General features: G+C 42.9%; 22 protein-coding genes and 1 tRNA gene. 10 read left to right on the top strand and 13 right to left on the bottom strand.

The genetic code is table 11. The features are described from left to right. Window positions 1-855 precede the first annotated feature (855 nt). From gmk to O9332_RS26500, 3 genes are all read right to left on the bottom strand, one after another. Entirely contained in the window at window positions 856-1,410 is a 555-nt protein-coding gene (gene gmk / locus O9332_RS26510) for a guanylate kinase (protein ID WP_002762373.1), read from the bottom strand. 12 nt (window positions 1,411-1,422) lie between these two features. After that, window positions 1,423-1,692 (bottom strand): extracellular matrix/biofilm regulator RemA, encoded by a 270-nt coding sequence (remA, locus tag O9332_RS26505; RefSeq protein ID WP_002737924.1) that lies wholly within the window; start codon window positions 1,690-1,692, stop codon window positions 1,423-1,425. Window positions 1,693-1,861: 169 nt separating this feature from the next. Continuing rightward, complete coding sequence (locus O9332_RS26500) at window positions 1,862-2,056, bottom strand: hypothetical protein (protein WP_288028044.1); 195 nt, start codon at window positions 2,054-2,056, stop codon at window positions 1,862-1,864. Between the two features lie 59 nt (window positions 2,057-2,115). On the opposite strand from O9332_RS26500, the gene O9332_RS26495 reads away from it, so the two are divergent. Next, complete coding sequence (locus O9332_RS26495) at window positions 2,116-2,322, top strand: hypothetical protein (RefSeq protein WP_002735525.1); 207 nt, start codon at window positions 2,116-2,118, stop codon at window positions 2,320-2,322. Between the two features lie 128 nt (window positions 2,323-2,450). After that, window positions 2,451-2,936 carry a photosystem II cytochrome c-550 gene (gene psbV, locus O9332_RS26490; RefSeq protein WP_002762375.1) on the top strand — a complete coding sequence of 162 codons (486 nt, stop codon included), beginning with the start codon at window positions 2,451-2,453 and terminating at the stop codon, window positions 2,934-2,936. Window positions 2,937-2,988: 52 nt separating this feature from the next. Here the strand turns inward: psbV and O9332_RS26485 are convergent, their stop codons facing one another. Beyond that, window positions 2,989-3,690, bottom strand: a complete 702-nt coding sequence (locus tag O9332_RS26485) for a DUF3226 domain-containing protein (RefSeq protein WP_002762377.1) — start codon at window positions 3,688-3,690, stop codon at window positions 2,989-2,991. Beyond that, on the bottom strand, window positions 3,683-4,777 hold the full coding sequence (locus tag O9332_RS26480; protein WP_002762378.1) for an AAA family ATPase: 1,095 nt from the start codon (window positions 4,775-4,777) through the stop codon (window positions 3,683-3,685). Before O9332_RS26480 ends, O9332_RS26485 begins: the two co-directional genes overlap by 8 nt. A 180-nt stretch (window positions 4,778-4,957) precedes the next feature. Between O9332_RS26480 and O9332_RS26475 the strand changes: the two genes are divergently transcribed. Next, window positions 4,958-6,463 (top strand): UbiD family decarboxylase, encoded by a 1,506-nt coding sequence (locus O9332_RS26475; protein WP_002762379.1) that lies wholly within the window; start codon window positions 4,958-4,960, stop codon window positions 6,461-6,463. Window positions 6,464-6,835: 372 nt separating this feature from the next. Here the strand turns inward: O9332_RS26475 and O9332_RS26470 are convergent, their stop codons facing one another. After that, entirely contained in the window at window positions 6,836-6,979 is a 144-nt protein-coding gene (locus O9332_RS26470) for a hypothetical protein (RefSeq protein WP_288028029.1), read from the bottom strand. Window positions 6,980-7,265: 286 nt separating this feature from the next. On the opposite strand from O9332_RS26470, the gene O9332_RS26465 reads away from it, so the two are divergent. From O9332_RS26465 to O9332_RS26445, 5 genes are all read left to right on the top strand, one after another. Further along, the gene (locus O9332_RS26465) at window positions 7,266-7,571 is read left to right on the top strand and encodes a CU044_2847 family protein (protein WP_002762380.1); all 306 of its coding nucleotides are present in this window, start codon (window positions 7,266-7,268) and stop codon (window positions 7,569-7,571) included. Between the two features lie 9 nt (window positions 7,572-7,580). Further along, the gene (locus O9332_RS26460) at window positions 7,581-8,876 is read left to right on the top strand and encodes a S1 family peptidase (protein ID WP_288028027.1); all 1,296 of its coding nucleotides are present in this window, start codon (window positions 7,581-7,583) and stop codon (window positions 8,874-8,876) included. Between the two features lie 356 nt (window positions 8,877-9,232). Continuing rightward, the gene (locus tag O9332_RS26455; RefSeq protein ID WP_288028025.1) at window positions 9,233-11,818 is read left to right on the top strand and encodes an AAA family ATPase; all 2,586 of its coding nucleotides are present in this window, start codon (window positions 9,233-9,235) and stop codon (window positions 11,816-11,818) included. Between the two features lie 214 nt (window positions 11,819-12,032). Next, a complete protein-coding gene (locus O9332_RS26450; protein WP_288028023.1) occupies window positions 12,033-12,770 on the top strand; it encodes an HAD family hydrolase in 738 nt (245 codons plus the stop codon). Window positions 12,771-12,855: 85 nt separating this feature from the next. Beyond that, window positions 12,856-12,926 (top strand) — tRNA-Gly (locus O9332_RS26445). 59 nt (window positions 12,927-12,985) lie between these two features. Here O9332_RS26445 and O9332_RS26440 read toward each other — a convergent pair. Then, on the bottom strand, window positions 12,986-13,411 hold the full coding sequence (locus O9332_RS26440) for a lysozyme inhibitor LprI family protein (protein WP_288028021.1): 426 nt from the start codon (window positions 13,409-13,411) through the stop codon (window positions 12,986-12,988). Between the two features lie 289 nt (window positions 13,412-13,700). Next, a complete protein-coding gene (locus O9332_RS26435; RefSeq protein ID WP_288028046.1) occupies window positions 13,701-15,938 on the bottom strand; it encodes an FdhF/YdeP family oxidoreductase in 2,238 nt (745 codons plus the stop codon). A gap of 183 nt (window positions 15,939-16,121) precedes the next feature. On the opposite strand from O9332_RS26435, the gene O9332_RS26430 reads away from it, so the two are divergent. Beyond that, window positions 16,122-16,622, top strand: coding sequence for a sigma factor-like helix-turn-helix DNA-binding protein (locus O9332_RS26430; RefSeq protein WP_002796191.1), 501 nt, complete (start codon window positions 16,122-16,124; stop codon window positions 16,620-16,622). A 29-nt stretch (window positions 16,623-16,651) separates the two neighbouring features. On the opposite strand, the gene O9332_RS26425 is transcribed toward O9332_RS26430, so the two are convergent. The 3 genes from O9332_RS26425 to O9332_RS26415 are packed head-to-tail and all read right to left on the bottom strand — an operon-like array spanning window position 16,652 to window position 18,291. After that, the gene (locus O9332_RS26425; RefSeq protein WP_002762390.1) at window positions 16,652-17,554 is read right to left on the bottom strand and encodes an RpnC/YadD family protein; all 903 of its coding nucleotides are present in this window, start codon (window positions 17,552-17,554) and stop codon (window positions 16,652-16,654) included. A 54-nt stretch (window positions 17,555-17,608) separates the two neighbouring features. Then, the gene (locus O9332_RS26420) at window positions 17,609-17,968 is read right to left on the bottom strand and encodes a DUF5615 family PIN-like protein (RefSeq protein WP_002762391.1); all 360 of its coding nucleotides are present in this window, start codon (window positions 17,966-17,968) and stop codon (window positions 17,609-17,611) included. After that, window positions 17,965-18,291, bottom strand: coding sequence for a DUF433 domain-containing protein (locus O9332_RS26415; RefSeq protein WP_002762393.1), 327 nt, complete (start codon window positions 18,289-18,291; stop codon window positions 17,965-17,967). The genes O9332_RS26420 and O9332_RS26415 overlap by 4 nt, the downstream gene beginning before the upstream one ends. A 314-nt stretch (window positions 18,292-18,605) precedes the next feature. On the opposite strand from O9332_RS26415, the gene O9332_RS26410 reads away from it, so the two are divergent. After that, window positions 18,606-18,758, top strand: a complete 153-nt coding sequence (locus O9332_RS26410; protein WP_288028019.1) for a hypothetical protein — start codon at window positions 18,606-18,608, stop codon at window positions 18,756-18,758. Window positions 18,759-18,935: 177 nt separating this feature from the next. On the opposite strand, the gene O9332_RS26405 is transcribed toward O9332_RS26410, so the two are convergent. Further along, the gene (locus O9332_RS26405; RefSeq protein ID WP_228051401.1) at window positions 18,936-19,199 is read right to left on the bottom strand and encodes a metal-dependent hydrolase; all 264 of its coding nucleotides are present in this window, start codon (window positions 19,197-19,199) and stop codon (window positions 18,936-18,938) included. Window positions 19,200-19,227: 28 nt separating this feature from the next. Further along, window positions 19,228-19,953 (bottom strand): hypothetical protein, encoded by a 726-nt coding sequence (locus O9332_RS26400; protein ID WP_193978993.1) that lies wholly within the window; start codon window positions 19,951-19,953, stop codon window positions 19,228-19,230. Between the last annotated feature and the right edge of the window lie 710 nt (window positions 19,954-20,663).

Below are 20,663 nucleotides of genomic sequence, written 5' to 3'. Positions count from 1 at the left end.
TCAAAAACCTTGCATTATCCTTCTTGTGGTACATCGCTTGGTACAAAAAACAAGGGCAACAAAGCCTGAAACGACCGACTCCTGACGACCGGCTACTGACTCCTACCCCCAGGAAAAACTTTTTCAGCAGACCCTATTTAGGGTTTGCTGAATAAATCTAAAAACCTTGTTAGATAAGGCTTTTGACCTGTTAAAATCCGATGTTCATGCTGCGAAAATCCGATTGGGACTCTCAAAAACCTTGCATTATCCTTTTTCTTAGTACACAAGTTGGTACGAAAAGAGAGTTAAAACCCATTGCCAGTAGGGACTATAGCTACAATGATTGATTTTTCTCAAGGTGAAGAATTGTAATTTTTTTTCTCAGAAAAAATCAATTATTGAGGTTCTTCGTTACTTGGTATGGTTCGATAGGTGGGCATAAATCGACTAAATCGTTATCTGGCAAGAGACTTAATTGATTAGTTCGCTCTAGAGCAAAAACAATTAACAAAAATCGCTAAATGCCTTTCTATATAAGGGTTCCATCCCTTATAACCCCCGTCCGTTGCATAACACAAACCGAAGAGCCGGTTTTTTACTTGATTCTCGACCACGGGTTCACGAGTTAATCCTCGTGCCGCCAATTCTTTTTTCCTCTTTCCTAGGGACCTTTGCTGATAATCGGGTCTCATGACACCATTGTTACTCCGGTTTGAGTTCAGGATACTTCCAGATTTAGAAGATCAGGGCTTGCCCCTAGTTTCTCTTTTTCTTTTTAGGGCGCTTTGCGTCCTTCAGGAGCTGATAACTGATTCAAGGCTGCCTCCTGCCTCCTGCCTCCTGCCTCCTGCCTCCTGCCCCTTGATGGGATGGCTAACGGCTAAAAATAATCTTCTCGATGGCATCTAGGGCGGTTTCTAGGTCATCGTTGACGATTTGATAGGGGAATTCCTCGCTGGCGGCCAATTCTTCTCGGGCGCGCTCTAGACGACGGGCGATCGCTGTTTCGGCATCTTTGCCCCGGTCGCGCAAACGACGTTCTAATTCCTCGAAAGTGGGGGGTAGGATAAAGATTCTCCGCGCTTCGGGGAAGCTTTTACACACCTGTCTGGCTCCCTCTAATTCGATTTCTAGAATTACGGTCTGGCCTGTTGCTAATTGAGCAGCGATCGCTGATTGGGGTGTTCCATAGTAGTTGCCCGCATATTCGGCCGATTCGAGAAATTCTCCGGCTGCCATTTTCTCCTCGAAACTGGGACGGTCGAGAAAGTAGTAATCTTCCCCCTCAATTTCACCCGGTCGAGGTGGGCGCGTAGTAGCGGATACGGACAGGTAGAGGTTAGGGAAACGAGTTAGTAAATGCCGTACTAGCGTACCCTTGCCCACACCGCTAGGGCCAGTAATGACGATTAATTGACCGGGTTGCATGGGGTTAATAACTTAGTTGCTACTATTAACAGGGGCTTCCTTGTTGACCACGAAACGGTGAGCCACGGTTTCCGGTTGAATGGCCGACAGCACTACATGACTAGAATCGGTGATGATCACCGCACGAGTCCGTCTTCCGTAGGTAGCATCGATTAAACAGCCTTTATCCCGAGCATCACTGATGATGCGTTTGATAGGAGCCGATTCTGGGCTAACGATGGCGATAACCCGATTAGCGGAAACAATATTACCGAAGCCGATGTTGATCAGTTGTATATCCATAAGTTAACAAAGGTGCAGCCCTTTGTACAAAAGAGTGTGGAGGTATGATTACAATGTTATCGGGAAAGATTTAGCCTTACAACGCTAAAAATAACATTCTTAATCACATTTTAGTATTTTTTCAGGTTTTTTGCGATTTTAATTAAATTTGTTTACACGAGTCTCTATCTTAGGGAGTAAATAGTCCAAAAGTCGGGAAAATTAGGGAATTTTGAGGGTGTGGGGTGATGGGGGAGTGGGGAGCAGGGTGTAGGGTGTGGGGTGTGGGGTGTGGGGTGTAGGGTGATGGGGAGAACAAAGCTGCCTCCTGTCTCCTGTCTCCTGACTGCTGATCACTGATCACTGTTAAGAATGTCCCCGGCAATGGCATGATAATTATGGTGACTAATAAGTATTCTCTATCCTTGGTGGGTGTGTTAGACTATGGGTTTTGCTGATCTATCGATCGCTGATATTGCGGCAGAGTACGATCTGGCCGATGAATCTGTGTTGTCACTTTGCGACCAATTAGGCATCTCCTATAAAGATCGGCAGACTAATCTCGCCCTAGAAGATGCTAAAGCAATTATCTCACTGATTTTATCCCAACGCTCAGGAGTAACCGCCTCTAAAACGGAAACGTCCCCTTGACTTTATTCCCAACTGCGATCTTCTCGGTGTCCGTGATCACTTAGAATCGATCGATACCCTCCCAGAGGAGAAAATTTTTTAGTCACCTTAAAATCCCCTTTCTTGGAACAATTGCGAGTAGGAGAACAATGATCAAACGTTTGATTGTAGCAGCGATCGCTGTAGTCTTTTTTGTATTACAATTCAATCTTAACGGCGCTAGTGCCTTAGAACTCAATGAAAAAACCCTCACCATCACCCTCAATGACGCAGGGGAATCGGTGACTTTGACTTCTGAACAAGCGACGGAAGGACAGAAACTTTTTGTCGCCAATTGTACTAAGTGTCACCTGCAAGGTAAAACCAAAACTAATAATAACGTCAGTTTGGGTCTGGCCGATCTGGCAAAAGCGGAACCTCCCAGAGATAATCTGTTAGCATTGATTGATTATCTAGAACATCCCACCAGTTACGATGGTGAAGATGATCTAAGCGAACTCCATCCCAATGTTAGCCGTCCGGATATCTTCCCAGAATTACGCAATCTGACCGAAGATGATGTGTATAACGTCGCCGCTTATATGTTGGTTGCTCCCCGTCTAGACGAGCGCTGGGGTGGTACAATTTACTTCTAAATTGCCCTCCATATATCTCTCAATCCCTCTAGATTTCTAGGGGGATTTTTGATTAGACAGCAAATAGTTGTAAAAATTCTTTGAGTTCATTTAATACCTCATGCTCAAAGTTCCAAATATGACGTTTGTTTTTCATAACATAATCAAATCCATTCATACTGCATTTCCTGCCAGCTTGTTTTTTGTCTTCTGTGGAACAGGTATCAAATCGTAAATAGTTACTAATCCAAAACTTATCAAAATCTTTGTCTTTAATCGATTTTTCTTGCTTGTTTAAACAATTTCTCCAGTCTTCTAAACAATCCGCATAGGTGGAATCTTGATTTTTAATCTTCTTGAGAACTGTTTCTAGTTCTCCTTGTCCTTCCACATTGGTAAAATAACAAGCAAATTCTGTGATTTGATCTTCTATTGTTGTCAATCTATAAAGCTGACTGGTTTCCCTAATATCTTCCGCTTCTGGATACACCTTTTTCAGACAATCGTTAAGCCAATTTAGTCGCTCTGTCTTAGTATCAGAATCTTGATCGATAATAATACCAACTTTAGGGATAGCTTTTTTACCAAGAGTCGCCTTAATTTCATCGAAAGTGCTGGTTAATTTAGCTTTATCTAAACCCTGTAAACATTTATAGTCATCTTCCTCAAAGCAAATCGGTTTATCTAACTGAATTTTGTTAATATTTAAGTATTTTACTAGGGCTTCGATAAAAATTTTATCATTCTTGCTCTCGACGATTAATAAGTTACTCACCTCTCACCTCATTGCCATGTTTTAAGGCGTACTCTAAAGTGCTTAATTGTCTTTTAATACCAATAATTTTATCAGTTCTGGGACTCCTTGCTAGTTCAAAATAGGCCCCCTGTTCTGGATAATATTCTAACCCCACATCGGCAAAAGCTTGGATCATCTCTAAACTGTGGGTTGTGGCAAAAATTTGGCTATCTAGTTCGATAGCTAATCGGAATAAAGTTTTCCAAATATCTGGGTAAGCAGTATAGTGAAGACCATTTTCTATTTCATCGATAAAAATAATTTTTTTAGGATTGATGAGTAGAGCAAAAATCATCTCTATCAGACGATTAATAGCTTCACCAAACAGAGATATGGGTAGGCGTTTTCTCTCTTTTATTTTCAGATATAAATTTGGTTCACCCAGAAAAAAACTTTCTATTTTTTCAATGGACGGATCGAGAATTTGTAGAGCTTTTAGCACTTCTTCTTCCTGTTCATTAAAAACTATTTTAGTATAGGCCTCGCTCAATTCTTGCAAAGATTTATTGACAGATGCGGCAATGATTACTGGTTCCTCATCACCCCCATTAGGTAAAGCTAGTATCTCCTTAGAACTGGCAATTAAAAAATAGTTCATTTGCTCATCATTTGAGTCATGATCATGGTCAAAACTTGTGTGAATATTTAAGATAGAAATAACTGATTTATCTTTAGCAATAAAATCGTATAATTTTTGCCAGTCTTCAGAGATGCCTAGAACACTATCTTTAAGAGAACCAGAAATCGATATTTTTACCAATTTATCCCCTTGATTAGATTGGGAGCCTTTTAACTCAATAATATTTTTTCTATCAAGATTGAATAATAAATCATCCCAAGCATTTTTGGGAACAGCCCGAACAACTGCTAAAGATTGCCTACGAATGATTCCTCTGATGTAGGGATGAATAGTATTTGGATAGGGATAACTATACAAAAATATTGCCTCTAACAGGGCAGTTTTCCCTGAATTGTTCTTACCACCAATTAAATTAACTCGCTCAAAACCTTCAATTTTGGTATGCTCAAAACATCTAAAATTACTAATTTCAATATCCTTAATCATGTTGACCTCTGGGCTGAATAAGCATAAACTTAGGGGTAGGAATGACCCCGGCAAGATGGGGATTTTTTTACTTAATTCTAGACGAGAATCGCCTCCAACTCTCAAACCGGTGACTATCCCCCACCGAAACTGCCGCCCTAAGAGATAATAGAGACAGGGATTTATTTACATTTCTTCATCATGGCTAGAGACTTACGAGGATTTATTAAGCTTTTAGAAGATCGTGGCCAATTACGCCGCATTAGTGCATCGGTCTCTGCCGATTTAGAAATTGCCGAGATCGCTAATCGGATGCTACAGGTGGGGGGGCCGGCCCTACTGTTTGAAAACGTGCAAGGGGCCGAGTTTCCCGTCGCTATTAACCTGATGGGAACCGTAGAACGCATCTGTTGGGCGATGAACCTGAATAAACCCGAAGAATTGGAAGATTTAGGCAAAAAACTCGCCCTCTTGCAACAACCGAAACCGCCGAAAAAACTCTCCCAAGCGATCGATTTTGGTAAAGTTTTATTTGATGTCCTGAAAGCCAAACCCAACCGTAACTTTTTCCCTGCCTGTCAACAGGTGATTTTAGAGGGGGATGAGGTAGATTTAAAGAAAATTCCGATGATTCGCCCCTATTCTGGCGATGCAGGCCAGATTATCACCCTAGGGCTAGTAATTACTAAAGATTGCGAAACGGGAACCCCTAACGTCGGTGTCTATCGCTTACAGCTACAGTCTCACAATACCATGACCGTCCACTGGTTATCCGTGCGCGGTGGGGCGCGTCACCTGCGAAAAGCGGCACAGATGGGCAAAAAATTAGAAATAGCCATCGCTTTAGGGGTTGATCCTCTGATTATCATGGCCGCTGCCACTCCTATCCCCGTAGATCTCTCAGAATGGCTGTTTGCGGGATTGTACGGCGGTTCTGGGGTACAGTTAGCCAAGTGTAAAACCCTCGATTTGGAAGTGCCGGCCGACTCAGAAATCGTCCTCGAAGGAACAATTACTCCCGGAGAGGTATTGCCAGATGGACCCTTTGGTGATCACATGGGTTACTATGGCGGTGTGGAAGATTCACCTCTGATTCATTTCCACTGCATGACCCATCGTCGCGACCCCATTTATTTAACCACTTTTAGCGGTCGTCCTCCCAAGGAAGAAGCGATGATGGCGATCGCACTTAATCGTATTTATACACCGATTTTACGGCAACAGGTGTCAGAAATCAGGGATTTTTTCCTACCGATGGAAGCTTTAAGCTATAAAGCGGCGATTATCTCCATTGATAAAGCCTATCCCGGACAAGCGCGGCGAGCGGCCTTAGCTTTTTGGAGTGCCTTACCCCAGTTCACCTATACTAAATTTGTCATCGTCGTCGATAAGGAGATTAATATTCGCGACCCCCGGCAAGTGGTTTGGGCAATTAGTTCTAAAGTGGATCCGGTTCGCGATGTGTTTATTCTCCCGGAAACCCCCTTTGATAGCCTCGATTTTGCCAGCGAAAAGGTCGGTTTGGGGGGGAGAATGGGAATTGATGCCACGACAAAAATGTATCCCGAAACGGACCACCAGTGGGGGGAACCTTTGGAGTCGGATCCGGCCATGGCGGTCAAGGTTTCCCAACGCTGGTCAGAATACGGTTTAATCGATATTAATTTACAAGAAGTAGATGCCAATAAGTTTGGCTACGAAATGTAGATTTAACTGACTAAATAGGGTCTGCTGAAAAAGTTTTTCCTGGGGGCAGGGTGTGGGGTGTGGGGTGTGGGGTGTGGGGTTTTACCGGTTTTGAGGTGGCCAATTACCTAATTTTCAGGGAAAAAGTCCCGGAATTTTCCCCCCAATCACTCCAATCGCTGCTACTTTTTGATGGGTACATCTCACATTTGCAGAAATACCGACAATCAGCAATTATCAGTGACTCTTAAATTGGTACAAAAATATGAACAATCGCGTATAAGCATCCCACCGAAAAGCTAATGCGCTCCTAGGGCTGTTTCATTCTCCCATCAGAATATCAAAAGTAAAAGCGATCACAGTCAGGTAAAATGAGGAGTGACCGCCAAACTTTCAAATATATGTTGAGCTTAATAGAAAAACTGAAAGGCTCTTCGTTACTTGGTATGGTTCGATATAGGGGCATAAATTGACTAAATCCTTATCTGGCAAGAGACTTAATTGATTAGTTTGTTCTAGAGCGAAAACAATTGACAAAAATCGCAGCAATGTCTGTGTCTATCGGGGTTTTATTCCTTATAACCCCCTCCGTTGCGTGGCACAAATAGGGGAACCTAATTTTTTTCAGGGCAATGACTGGTAGGCAACCCGAAAATTATATAGATTAGTGGCAAAAAAGACTTGACAAAATCCCTCGATTTGACCTATACTTTTTATTATAATGGGAATCCGTGCCGAAATATATATAAGCCTTTTTACTTCCGCTATAAGTTTGTCCGAGAAGCAATCGAGAAAACCATAAACGGGTCATTGGAGGAGCCTTATGCCAGAATCTAGATCTGAGATTATTTCAGTGAAAGTTAAAGAAAATGTCACCATGTTAGTGGAAGCGAGAAGTTTCGGTGGTGAACGGGAAGTATCCGATCAAATATTTGACTTTCAAAGTGTCGCTGATACAATTGAGGCAGTTACTGAATCGATCGCTGCTACGATAAGTAAAGTGCAGCCCAAAAAGGCAACCGTAGAATTTGGGGTAGAAGTCAGGGTAAAATCTGGTAAACTAACCGCTTTAATTGTGGAAGGTGAAGGAAAGGGAAATTTAAAAATTACTCTGGAATGGGGAGGATAAATTGATTAAATGCTTACCCCGGAATCTCTACCCCCGTACACTGTCAGGTTAAAGTTAATCTATGGGTCAGGAACAGGCTTTTTTGTGGGACAAGGGTTAATTTTGACCTGTCTTCATGTGGTAAAAGATGCGCGGGATAATAACGAGACTATCGAGATAATTTGGCAAGGTCAAATTTCTGGGGCTAAAATTATCGACTTGCCGAATCTAGACGGGATCGATCTGGCTCTTTTACAATTAAACTCGTCTTTAGATCACAAATATGTCGATTTTGATCACGATTTACAATTAACAGATAAATTATACACTTTTGGCTATACCAACGATTATCCGAACGGTGATCCTAGTGACTTTGAGTATATAGGTTTAACGGGGGATGAAAACCCCCTAATCAAGTTTAAATTAGGGCAAGTACAACCCGGTTTTAGTGGTTCACCTCTGTTAAATTTACGCACGGGGAAAGTGTGCGGAGTGGTGAATAAAACCAGAGATGAGTATAGTGATTTAGGAGGAAGAGCGATTCCAGTTCAGACTATTTTTAAATATTTTCCGCAATTACAACCCCAAAAAAATGCCCATAATCCTTTTAAACCCACTTCCGGAGGTATTAAAGAAATTCAGCAGATTTTTGGCCGGGAACAAGAAATTAAAGATATTTTTGAGGTTTTAAATTCCGGCAGTAGTGCTGCTATTATCGGGGAAAGGGGAACGGGAAAAACCACCCTGCTTTGGGGAATTTACCATCAAGCAAGGGAGTATTTACTTAGTCATCGACAACCCTTGTATCTCAACTTAGAAGGATTAGCAGGAGATAAGGATTTTTATTATGAATTATGTCATCAGATTGGTATAGCTGTACCTTACGATAAACCGCTCAAAGGAACTAGATTAACTAGGGAATTAGAAAAACATAAAATCCTGTTATTATTGGATGTGGTAGATAATATGACTCAAAAATATTTCAGCTATCAGCTTAGAAGTCAATTAAGAGAGTTAGCTAATCGTCCCGATCCACCTTTAAGATTAGTAGTAGCGGCTAATCGTCCCCTTGATGTTTTATTTCCTGATAACAAAGGAGGTGATTCACCTTTCGAGGGAATTTGTCAACAATTTCCGATTAAATTATGGGATGAAGCTAAAATTAAAGAGTTTATTAGTCATCGTCTAAGTCAAACCGGAGTGACTTTTACTGAGGAGGAAATAAGTTCTCTTGTTAGCCAAAGTCAAGGAAAGCCGCGAGAGGTGATGCAAAGTTGTTTTAAACTTTATCAAACCAAAGTCAATAACTCAGCATCCCGAACTTAGGTTATAACTAAACAATAAGTTGATTTAATTTTTGGTTTGATCCCCCCTGTCCCCCTTGATAAGGGGGGTGCTGAATAGTAGGGTTGATTCATGAATCAACCCTACCTTGATAAGGGGGGTTTGCTCCTACCTTGATAAGGGGGGTTTGATCCCCCCTACCCCCCTTGATAAGGGGGGTTTGATCCTACCTTGATAAGGGGGTTTGATCCTACCTTGATAAGGGGGTTTGATCCCCCCTACCCCCCTTGATAAGGGGGGTGCTGAATAGTAGGGTTGATTCATGAATCAACCCTACCTTGAGTAACACCTAACTACTTAATAAACCATCACCGGGTAAATAGCTAGAGATAAAAATTATGAAGGAAAGCACCGTCCCCAGAATTAATCTCGCTCCTAAACTCAAACGCGATTTATCTTTATGGAATCCTTTTGATTATCTTTTGCTGTTGTACTGGGTGTTTTATTTTCCCCAAGCAGTGCGCTGGTATGTGGAAACGAGAGGCGGCGGCGATAAATTAAAAGAACAGAAAACATGGCGCGATAAAATACAATTTCTCCGCGACCATCCCGTACAATTGCGTCTAGGGATTCAGGGTCTTCTCTTAACTGTAATTACCCCTCTGATTATCTATAGCATAGCGGCAAATTTAGGACTTTCTGTTGATTGGGTGCGCGTGGCGTTCGGCGTGGTGTCCGGCGTGGTGTTCGGCGTGGTGTCCGGCGTGGTGTCCGGCGTGTTGCACGGCATGGTGTTGAGCGTGGGGTTGGGCGTGGTGTCGGGCGTGGGGTTGGGCGTGGTGTACGGCGTGGGGTTGGGCGTGGGGTTGGACGTGGTGTCGGGCGTGGTGTCGGGCGTGGTGTCGGGCGCGGTGTTGGGCGTGTGGTTGGGCGTGCTGTACGGCGTGAGGTTCGGCGTGGTGTTCAGCGTGTGGTTGGGCGTGGTGTCTGGCGTGGCGTCCGGCGTGTTGTTTGGCGTGTTGTCGGGCGTGGGGTCCGGCGTGGGGTTTATATTCGCCTTTTTCCGTCCTGATAATTGGCTAATCGGGCTTTTGGCCGGTCCCCAAGGGCGACTTTTTCCCCGTATTACCCTTCTACCGCTGCCGGGGTTAACCTCGACTCTACAACAATGGTTACAGCAAGACTGGGAAACAGCTATTAATAACCTCAATCAATACCTTCGGTACAGCCACCAGTTTATTCCTGTCCTTGTCGCCATTAACCGCGTTTTATCGCAATTCCCAGAGGCAGAAATTATCTATCGCGTCTCCCGTCTGGCAGAAAATCCCTCCGATTGGCAATTGTTAAAATATGCGTCCGCGAAACTGTTTTCTCTTACTGACAGCAAAATCCGTCTCGATACCCCTGCTCGTGCCGCCGCCGCCGGTTTTTGGTATCTTCACCAACAGGACACCGAAAAAGCCGAAAAAGCCTTTGCTGTGGTACGTTCCCTCGCCTACGGGGAAGAAATGTATAGCCTCGCCCAAACTTTACACCGATTTAGTCAGGCAGCAACTCCCGATAGTATCGCTTCCCTGGAGGTTGCCCCCATTGCCGCAGAACCGTCATTACGTCCGCAAACTTGGCAAGCTATCAGCAGTTTAAATCTAGTTATCACAGAAATGGCTTTAGTCCAGAGAAGTTACTCCCAACAGGTCAGATCCCTCGCTCTTAATCGGATTATCGGGGAATTAAGGGATATAACCGACCAAAAGGCGGCCAATTTACCCCAAGCAGAAAAAGAATTAATCCTTTCTATCGCCGAAAAATGGGCAAAAATTAGCACATCCATCGCGAAAACGGTGGGAACGGTAACTATTACCCAACAGATTCCTAATCTCTACATTATCGGTGATCCGGTGATCGGTCAACGCTTTGTTGGTCGTGAGGATATCCTGCGGGAACTTCAGTCAATGTGGTCGGGAGATAACCTATCCTCCGTGGTTCTCTATGGTCATCGTCGCATGGGTAAAACTTCGATTCTACGCAATCTGGAGGCCTATCTTCCACCAAATGTCTCGGTTATCTACATTAATTTACAGCGCGTGGCCACAGTAACCAGCCTAGCCGAAGTTCTCCTGACTATGGCTGAGGAAATCGCCCAAACTTTAGCAATTGATGCCCCAGAAGAGGAAAAAATCTCCCAACATCCAGAAATGTATTTTAATCGTTATTTAGACCGTCTGATGCGCCAGATTCTGCCGGAAAAAGCTAAAACCGGTTTAATTATTGCCCTCGATGAGTTCGAGATAATTGAGGATTTAATCGAAGCGAATACCCTCCCCCAGAATTTCCTTGGCTATCTGCGTTCCCTTGTCCAGAGTAGTCCGCGTCTAGCTTTTGTTTTTGCCGGATTACATACCCTAGAGGAGATGACTGCCGATTATTTTCATCCTTTTTTTGGCAGTGTTTACCCGATTCCAGTTAGTTTCCTCTCTCCTGAATCTACTCGCGTTATCCTCGCTAATCCCGTTGGGGAAGACGAGGATTTTCCCCTAGACTATACCCCATCCGCTTTGGACAAAATTTATCAACTTACCCACGGTCAACCCTATCTAGTACAACTGATCGGCTTTCATCTGGTACGTTTTTATAATAAACAGGTCTTTGAGTTGCAACGTCCCCAAGATATTCGTTTTCAGGTGGAAGATGTGGAAAAAGCTATCGATGCTGAGTTTTTCCAAAGGGGGAATTATTATTTTACGGGTGTCTGGAAACAGGCTAAACAAGAGCCGGCCGGACAAGGGGAGATTTTAATAGTTCTTTCTCCCCATCTGCAAGGATTAACCCGGGGAGATTTACTGTCCAGCACCGGATTAACTGCCACAACTCTCGACCGGGCCCTAAAAACCCTTGAAAATCATCATGTCATCGAATGCCAAGACTCTCGTTATCGGATTGCTGTGGAATTATTCCGTCGTTGGGTATCGGAAACAATGGCCTAAATTCTTTTGTTATATTTTTGGTTTTTGCTCTCACAGTAGGGTTGATTCACAGTAGGGTTGATTCATGAATCAACCCTACCCGACCCCCCCGATGTCGAGGGGAGTTGGGGGATTGGGGGAAAATGGGTCTTAGCTTACCCACACCCGGCCCCGACGAAAAACTTTAGTATAATCAAGAACACTGAGTATTTATTAGCTTTTCTGTCTAAGATTGATGTTAAAGGCTGTTCTGTTCGATTTTAATGGGGTGATCATCAATGATGAACCGATCCATCAAGAGTTAATCAATGAAATCTTGATCGGGGAAAATTTACTGCCCCTAGGGTCGGAATTTGCGGAGTTATGTCTGGGAAGAAGCGATCGCGTCTGTTTGCGTAATGTTCTCACCCGTCGCGGTCGTCAAGTAACCGAGGAGTATCTGACCAAGTTAATTAACAAAAAAGCGAGTTTATACCGAGAAAGATTAGGAAAATTAGAGAAACTTCCTATTTATGAAGAGATATACTCTTTTTTAAAACGGGTTAAGGCCAGGGATCTACAAATCGGTTTGGTGACGGGAGCAATACGCTCGGAAGTAGAATCGATCTTGCAACAGACGGGCCTTGGGGATTACTTTAGTGTCATTGTCACCGGGGATGAGATTAGCACCAGTAAACCTCAACCGGATGGTTATTTACTGGCCGTAGAAAGATTCAATCGTTGGAATTTTAATCTACAGTTGCAACCCTGGGAATGTCTGGTGATTGAAGATACTTTTGCTGGTTGCGAAGCGGCAAAAAGAGCGGGAATGCAGGTGGTGGGAATCGCTCATACCTACCCCTTCCATTTTATGCAGAGAGTGTCTAACTGGGCGATCGATAATTTCTCCCAATTAGACCTCGATCGCGTGGAGAAAACTTTTAGCCAAATCGGGGAAATAACCGAGCGATCGGGATTTTTAGGCAATTTTTGACCATCTAGGGGCGATTCACAAGCTGAAAATCCCTACTTGTAAAAATTGGCAATTCGTGTTATGCTAACGAAAGTGCTAAGAAAATGCGGGTGTAGTTTAGTGGTAAAACCCTAGCCTTCCAAGCTAATGATAGGGGTTCGATTCCCCTCACCCGCTTAGGCTGTTGTGCAGTAAACGTCTAAGGAATTATCGGTAATATCAACGGCGATTCTGACTTAGAGATCGCTATTTTCTAAATATCTTTGCAAATCTTTGGTACGCTGCTCGGTGACAGCTGCCAAGCAATTACCGTAAATCATGGGAGCTAGAGAGCCTCCCTCATAGGCACTTCTTTCAAATTCGCAACTGCTGTCTCTAAACTTAATCCAAGCTTGTTGGGCGGTAATTAATTTTTGTTTGCGAGCAGCTGACAGTTTTGGCAGTAGTTGTCGATAAACTTGATTTAACTTGCGATCGGCGTTTTGATAAGCGATGCTGGCACAAATGTTCATTTCGCTTTGAGTCTGGGGATTGTTACAGTTAGGATTTTGAGCTAGTTGCAAGTTCGTCGTTCCAGATGCGGGACTTGCAATGCTAGGGGTAGCCATCGCGACGGCCAATAAACTTGCTATGCTTAATAAGGTTAGTAAAAACTTGTCCATGGCTACTTACTTTAATGACGGTAAGAAGAAGATAACAGAAATGCGATCAAACCGACCATAGCTTTTTCATTCTGCTCAATTCGTTGGTTGGCTTGGTTAACTATATTTCATTATTTCCAAAAAAGTGGGTGGGTGGAACTAAATATAAGATGAACGTAGGTTGGGTTGAAGCATGAAACCCAACGCCTGCTCATGTTACGCTACCCCTAACCCATCCTACAAATAATTTTGCCTACCTGCTTAACTCTATTTCATTATTTCCAAAAAAGAAAATTAGAGGAGTTGATAACTAAAAAACCCAGACGGGAACTCGTTTATAAGCGGGGGTTCCACAGCGAGGGTCGATTTTAGCCTTGAATAAAACATTGGCTTCGGGATAGAACATAAAGCCAACACCTTCGCGAATCGGACCGAAAATAAGTTCGATATTTTCTAATTTGCCGGCATCTCCTTGGACGGTGACTCGTTGATGTTCTTGAAGGCCCGCTTTTTTGGCATCTTCGACGTTCATTAATAAACAATGACGGTGAGGCATTCCCCGGTATTTATCGCCCACTTGATAAACGACGGTATTATGTTGTCCATAACTGCGTCCTGTTCCGAGAATCAGGGCAATTCCGGGGGCATTTTCCGGTTGGTTAAAATCTTGCTTTTGCGGCGCTTTTAAAGTGGGTAAAGGGGTGACGGACATTTGCGCTTTTCCGGTTGAGGTCGGAAAATGGGGTTCGGTAAAAATCCGTCCGCTAATGGTAAATTCTGTTCGGGTTTGATCTAATTGCCCGATTTTTTGATAGCCCGGAATCGTTTTGGCGATTAACTGACGAATATAGGCGGTGTCGTGTAATCTCGACCAATCAATCGGGTTTGTGCCTAAAACCTTGACGGCAATATTTGTTAACAGTTCTACTTCCGAGATGATATCCACATGGGAACCCTGTAGATGACTGCTTCCCCGCTCGTTAAAACGGACAAAATTATTGCCCGATTCGGTGGTTGTCGGGTGAGGATTTTCAAAACGAGCGAAGACGGGTAAAATTATCGTATTTTGTCGGGCTAATCCCTGGAAATGTCCTAAATTTGGCTTAGTAGCTACATAAAAAATCGTATCAATTTGAGCTAAGGCTTTTTTGGCTTGAGTTAAATCTGGATTTGCTCCATAAAGATTACCTCCCAAACAGAAAAGAGTGTTAATTTTTCCCCGTTCGGCAGCTTCAATTAATGACCTGGTATCATAACCGCCGGTTATATTTAATGGCTTTCCTAAAAGTTGAGCAAGTGCCTCGGCGATTTCCTGACGTAATCTCACTGTAACGCCCATAGAACCGAAGCCCTGTACATTAGAATGACCTCTGATTGGCATGGTTCCGGCTCCGATTTTGCCAGCATTTCCCGTCATTAAAGCGGTATTGGCAATACTGATAATATTATCTACCCCATTTTCCTGTTGTGTAACCCCCATCGCCCAAGCGAAAACCACACGCTCTAAATTGCCGAAAAGGGCGGCGGTTGCTTCAATTTCTTCTCGGGACAAACCGCAGGTTTTAGTAATGGTTTCCCATGGTGTTTGTCGGGCATAATCTATAACAGATTGCCAATTTTCTGTACGGGATTTGAGATAATCCCACCGCACTAAATTTTGTTCAATTAAAGATTTTTGTAATCCGACGAATAGGGCAGTATCGCTACCCGGTATCGGCTGTAGGTAGAGAGTTGAAATATCGGAACCGCCCCGCAATAGGGATTTAATCGGAAAAGCGGGTGAGGAGAATTTGACCAATCCGACTTCAATTTGCGGGTTAATAATAATAATTTTACCGCCGCGATCACGAATTTGAATTAATTCATTCATCAGGCGAGGATGATTAGCCGGAGCGTTAGAACCGATTAACACCACACAATCGGCTTGTTTTAAACTTTCCAGACTGACCATCGAAGTTCCGGTTCCGAAAACCTGTTTTAAGCCTACGGTCGAGGCGGCATGACAGAGATCGGAACAATCGGCTAAATTATTACTTCCTAATGCCCGGAAAAACAATTGTAAGAGATAGGCGGCTTCATTAGAAGAACGTCCAGAACTATAGGAGGCAATGGTCTCGGACGGTTGACGAAAAGCTTGTTCGGCTAATCGATACACTTCTTCCCAACTAATACGTTGATAGTGACTTTCTCCGGCTTTTAAGAGGACGGGATAACTGAAACGACCCAAGCGATCGCATTCTAGGGAAGTTAAGGACTGTAATTGAGCGAGATGATAGGTCTGAAAAAAATCAGTTTTAATACCTGGCATTAATTCGGAGGTAATCGCCTCGACACTTTTGAGACAACGTTGCAGACTTTCCCCCGCTTCGTTGACAAAACCGCCTTTTTGTCCTCCCGTTCCCCAAGCGCAAGCTAAACAGGCACTTTTATGATTTAAGGTTTGCCAGAGTTTAACCCCTTGAGGAGAGAGGGTTTTTTCCGCCCAATATTGCAATACGGGAAAACCCCCGCCCGCTTCTATTTTGTCCGATGTTTCTCGTTCTGTCATCGCTTTTTCTCCCGATTTTTCCTTAAATCTCTCCGAGAGGAAGATTGTACCCAATACGGTTGAGTTTATCACTATTTTTCAAAAAGTGCATCAGCAACGGATAAACGACTGGGTAAGCTACGGTTAGTTGTTGACAATATCTCCTGATTGTGATTTTATCAGACTAAGGAGAGGTCTATTAAAATGGTAATTCTGATGGATGAAAATGAAGACTTTCAACATTTAGAAGAGATGATCGCCAATCTCCAAGTAAAACAGAAACAGATTCTGAAAGGGATGTTAGATTATCCGATTCAAATCGATTCGGCAATGGGGATACTTTCCGATCCATCTCGGCAATTGGCAACAACTGCTCATAATTTAACCAGAGTACATAAAATACTTAAAGAATTGGAAAAACAAGGATTGGTTAGTTTCCACGATTCTCAATATTCTTTGACTGAGTTGGGAAGGGAAATAGTAGGACACCTTAGCGATAAGAGTCCAACCCCAAGACGGGATGCACAGAGAAAGGAAAAACTGCAAAAAAGCTACGATTTTTTAGAACTCCATAGACAAGGATTAAGCTATCAGCAAATAGGGGATAAATACGGCATAAGTCGCGAGCGCGTTCGTCAAATTCTTGCCAGTAACCCCGAATTTGAAGCTTATCGGCAAAAACAAAAGGAAAACAATTATCGTTGAACGACTGTAAGAAGAGCGAGAAACGAAATTTACAATCTTTCCAACAATTCCTCGCGGGATAAATTCGCTAAAGAAAGAAGTAAAGCGGTGCGTTCCGAGATGGGAAGTTGGGCAATCTTTTCTACTAGACTGAATAATTCCGAATCTAGGGGGCCAAAGCGTCCTTCCAGAAGACTGGTTATCAGGGAATACCGTTCTTCTAAACTACCTTGTTGTATCCCTTCTTGCTTCCACTCTTCCCTTTGTTGTAAATAAGCTGGTGATAGATTCATGATGTCCTCCTGTTCTTCTGTACTTAAATTATCTCTCAACTCTAAATTCTTGCGCCAGTTGGCCAGAATTTCCAATAAATTCTCTCGAAAAGGATTGCGTTCTGGCAGTTCAACTAACTCTTCAACTGCTCGTTTTTGAGTTCCTCCTTTACCTAATACCCTCAACCATAAGGTGTCTTCAATTACTGGTAATTGATGAATGACAATGATGCCCGCTTTGAGAGACTTCGCTAAAAAGTAAACCCCTGTTAACCAATTACTCTCATCGCTGTGAGTCCCGAAATCTTCAATCATTCTAGCTGAAAAGGTGGGCGTTAGAATCCAGAGAACTGGTAGTTCAGCTTCTGTTAGAGTTTTGTTTGACCGTTTCGCTTTTCTCAAGACATCCCCATGAACCGTGTATAACTTTGACAAACAACTGCGAATCTCTACCTCGGTCGGGGGATTGCGGAAAGGTTCAAACAAACAGGAAGTAGCCGCCATTTTTCCAAGTAATCCTAAAGGTAACTCAGTGGGAGGAGGTGAGCTAAATGGTTCAAACCAGACATCGATTTCTTGAACCTCACTTTTTACTTTCTTACTTTTTCTAATCGTCCCTAGAGGTGTTAGTAATTCCTCTAAATATTCCTTAGCAAATTGTTCATGAATTTGGCGAGTCATTCAAATTAATAATTAAGCATAAAAAGGACGGCAATAATCTTATTATATCATTAATTAAAAAGGAATCCAATCGACAATATCGATCCATTCTTCTGCTTCGGTAGTTTCCCAAATCATAATTAATTCTTCGGCTAGTTTTCCCATTGTTGTTGTGGGACGTATCCAAAACAGTCCCCAGATTTGTTGATTTTTTTGCCAATATTCTTCTAAATGTTCAGGCATACTGGTACGATTATCTGTCACCAAGAGTCGTTGAGATAATCCTAAATACTGTAAAACATCAGGGTCAAGAGTTCCTAACGGTGGTGTATTCGGCTCTCCAATGCGTAAAATATCTATCTCTGGATTTAACCTTAAGACAGCGACTTTCAAGCGGGGGGATAAGGTTTCATCGAGTAAAAACTTGATTTTCATACCTTGACAGAATCTTGCCTTTGCTGTTTAATTCTTCTCATCTTTTCTCGTTGAGGCGAAGGATTTTTCAGTGCTTCATGGTAGCGAGTCTCTCGCCAATTCTGGAGGCGCAATAAATAGGCATCAATTTTTTGCCGATTCTGTAAATAATAAGTAATAGTTGCGTAGATTTTCTCTAAACTTAGATCGGGATAGATAGCATTTATTTCTTCTGGGGTATAGCCTTCCAAGAAATAAAAGAGTACGTTGTCAATTCCGAGCCGATGACCTTTGATTCTAATATCATCTTCGGAGATAAATAAGAAATAATCTTCTAGTTGCATAATTAATTTTCCCCTTAATTTTATTTCATTTTTACCGCTTATTTATAGTATTTCCTGTTCGCAGGAGGTACATTATCAATGTTAAAAAGCTTAATCAGCAAAGGTTTAACTGTGCCACACAGGTGTGAGAACCTCTATATTAATGTTTTATCATAATTAGTTTACCTTGTGCTTCCCTTGTTTTCAAACCTTTAACCGGGATAAACTGCCCCGCTGCCATAACCCCGGCTGCTATGCTGGCAGCCACTTTGACGGAGCTACTTTAACGGGAAGTGTGGATTATCGGCTGGCCGCCGAAATATGTCGGGAACTCGATGCCATCGAGCGAAAGAATTGACGAGATTATCGAAATCCACCTATCGACTATCGGCAACCAGCGCACATCGACCGAGGAAAGGTCAGCGCGGCAGAAACATCAGGCTGTTTTGGGGAAATTGAACGGTCATCCCTTAAATGGCGCAGGTTGAACGATTTTGGTGTTTACTGTCCCAATTGCGTACTGCCCTCTTAAAACAGCGATCGCCGACTCCTCGTTAAACGTAATTGTACTACCAGCAGAAGTAGAGTAGTCGGAGAAACAGGCGAGTAAATGACCTAACGAGAGTGCGGTCTCGCGCAGCGAGTGCCTTCGGCAGCGCACTCAGCTAATTGCCCAGGAAGTAGCCGATGGGGAGGGAGACAGCCGCAATCAAACCCGTCGCCAAAAGAGAGTGGGTGATACTGCGGTGGGGAAATCTATCTTCCATGAAGCTGCTGAGGGGGAAGAAGATTTTGCTGATGGTTGAGGTGGTGGTGTCGATGTCAGGAAGCTGCGAACCCAGGACAGCCAAACCCAATGCCATTGGGTCAGCAGTTCCTATGATTAAGGATGTGCCTGCTGCTGCGATGAGGGAATGGGTGATGGCCATGAAGGCGAGGAAAATTTTAGGTATGCTTCTAGCTATTAGTATTAGCCTTTTGAATAACCTGGCATTTATTGATATCAAAAAAGGCAGAAGTTGTAGAGATTGGGTATGTATTTGTAGCTCGGAAGTTATCAGCGATAGCTTGTCTAACTAATTGTTCAGCCTCGGTAAAAGTCGATTCAGAACCAATTACTAAAGCGTAGTTATCAGATGGCTTTTTTGGATCACAAATTCTCACCTCATACTTGGAAATGCCAAAATAACTGCCAGATATTTCTTTAGCCCTTTCGTATTGTCTATCCAAATCAGAAGGTTTTTTAGAAGAGCCTGCAACAACAAAAAATTTTGGCTCAGATTCCCCTAATTCTCTAGCAACTCGACTTTTTACTTCAGATTCAATGGTATTTTTCAGAGTTTCTTGGCTATATTGATTGATTTGTTCCGCTAGGAGTTCATCTACGCTTTGTTTAACTGGCTCTTTTAGATCAATGTTTTCTATTTCTTTAGATATTTTCTTTTTAAAATCCTCAAAAGTTCCCATTCCCCACATTATTAATCCCAACCCTAGAATGGCCGAAGATGTTCCCAAGAATATCCCTGATATTTTTAGCCAGTCGAACAAGTATTTTCTTGCTTTTAAAACAATTCGTTCGGCATAAATTTCTTCGTCTTCTTTAAGCTGCTGACGGAGATTTTTGTTCTCTTCTTCTAAGGCAGCCAAGCGTTTATTGAGTGATTCTAAATTTTCTTCAGACATTAGCGAACTCCTCCCTATTTAAATTTGCCAATCTCTACTGTCCCAACCGCTTCCTCGCCCCCCTCACAGAACCAAGCTGCTTCAGTGCCATCCCTCACCAAACAGCAGCCATCCGTCATATCTGAACTTTCCTCCAAATGGCAAAACTCTTAACCTAATGAAGTTTCGGCGATTTCATCTGTGCAATTGTCCCCCAAGTAATCTGATTATTTCCCCCTTATTCACCTGTCCTTAGTCTATCTCCGATAATCTCAACGAATGAGGCTGTTTTCACAAAATTTAACGATTAGCCGACAATGAATCGCCGAAATATCCAACGATCACTAAAGTGCTTAACAAAAAAAATTGTAATCCTATCGATTTTGACCGTGCCGCTATCCAAAGGAATAGATTAGATTTCTTGAAAAGACCGATGCGGGGAAATTACTGATCGATCACCCGAACTTTTTCCTTATCGGTAAAGATCGGGCGATTTGCATATTCTTGCTATTCCTAATACATCCGAGAGCGCCCGTCCTGTCGAATTTATCTTTAAACCCTAACTATCCCCGTACAATTATTAGCATATCGATCAGCAATTCCAAATTCAAACGGTAGTGTAGGATACAGAATTGATTTCGCTTCTGTCCCTCAAAATAGAGTGAACGAGTTGCCCATTGGGTTTTGCAGGAATGGAAGTCCAAGATTTGAGTTTTATAGGGATGCTGAGC

This window comes from Microcystis sp. LE19-10.1B (assembly GCF_027530565.1).
GTDB classification, from domain to species: Bacteria; Cyanobacteriota; Cyanobacteriia; order Cyanobacteriales; family Microcystaceae; genus Microcystis; species Microcystis aeruginosa.
This window is presented reverse-complemented; position numbering and strand designations above follow the sequence as displayed.

Coding starts and splice junctions, on each gene's coding strand:
- O9332_RS26480 (WP_002762378.1), bottom strand. CDS start 4,777: ATGATTAAGGATATTGAAATTAGTAATTTTAGATGTTTTGAGCATACC.
- psbV (WP_002762375.1), top strand. CDS start 2,451: ATGATCAAACGTTTGATTGTAGCAGCGATCGCTGTAGTCTTTTTTGTA.
- O9332_RS26440 (WP_288028021.1), bottom strand. CDS start 13,411: ATGGACAAGTTTTTACTAACCTTATTAAGCATAGCAAGTTTATTGGCC.
- O9332_RS26405 (WP_228051401.1), bottom strand. CDS start 19,199: ATGGCCATCACCCATTCCCTCATCGCAGCAGCAGGCACATCCTTAATC.
- O9332_RS26435 (WP_288028046.1), bottom strand. CDS start 15,938: ATGACAGAACGAGAAACATCGGACAAAATAGAAGCGGGCGGGGGTTTT.
- O9332_RS26430 (WP_002796191.1), top strand. CDS start 16,122: ATGGTAATTCTGATGGATGAAAATGAAGACTTTCAACATTTAGAAGAG.
- O9332_RS26495 (WP_002735525.1), top strand. CDS start 2,116: ATGGGTTTTGCTGATCTATCGATCGCTGATATTGCGGCAGAGTACGAT.
- O9332_RS26400 (WP_193978993.1), bottom strand. CDS start 19,953: ATGTCTGAAGAAAATTTAGAATCACTCAATAAACGCTTGGCTGCCTTA.
- remA (WP_002737924.1), bottom strand. CDS start 1,692: ATGGATATACAACTGATCAACATCGGCTTCGGTAATATTGTTTCCGCT.
- O9332_RS26465 (WP_002762380.1), top strand. CDS start 7,266: ATGCCAGAATCTAGATCTGAGATTATTTCAGTGAAAGTTAAAGAAAAT.
- O9332_RS26475 (WP_002762379.1), top strand. CDS start 4,958: ATGGCTAGAGACTTACGAGGATTTATTAAGCTTTTAGAAGATCGTGGC.
- O9332_RS26415 (WP_002762393.1), bottom strand. CDS start 18,291: ATGCAACTAGAAGATTATTTCTTATTTATCTCCGAAGATGATATTAGA.
- O9332_RS26450 (WP_288028023.1), top strand. CDS start 12,033: ATGTTAAAGGCTGTTCTGTTCGATTTTAATGGGGTGATCATCAATGAT.
- O9332_RS26460 (WP_288028027.1), top strand. CDS start 7,581: ATGCTTACCCCGGAATCTCTACCCCCGTACACTGTCAGGTTAAAGTTA.
- O9332_RS26410 (WP_288028019.1), top strand. CDS start 18,606: ATGCCATCGAGCGAAAGAATTGACGAGATTATCGAAATCCACCTATCG.
- O9332_RS26425 (WP_002762390.1), bottom strand. CDS start 17,554: ATGACTCGCCAAATTCATGAACAATTTGCTAAGGAATATTTAGAGGAA.
- O9332_RS26455 (WP_288028025.1), top strand. CDS start 9,233: ATGAAGGAAAGCACCGTCCCCAGAATTAATCTCGCTCCTAAACTCAAA.
- O9332_RS26420 (WP_002762391.1), bottom strand. CDS start 17,968: ATGAAAATCAAGTTTTTACTCGATGAAACCTTATCCCCCCGCTTGAAA.
- gmk (WP_002762373.1), bottom strand. CDS start 1,410: ATGCAACCCGGTCAATTAATCGTCATTACTGGCCCTAGCGGTGTGGGC.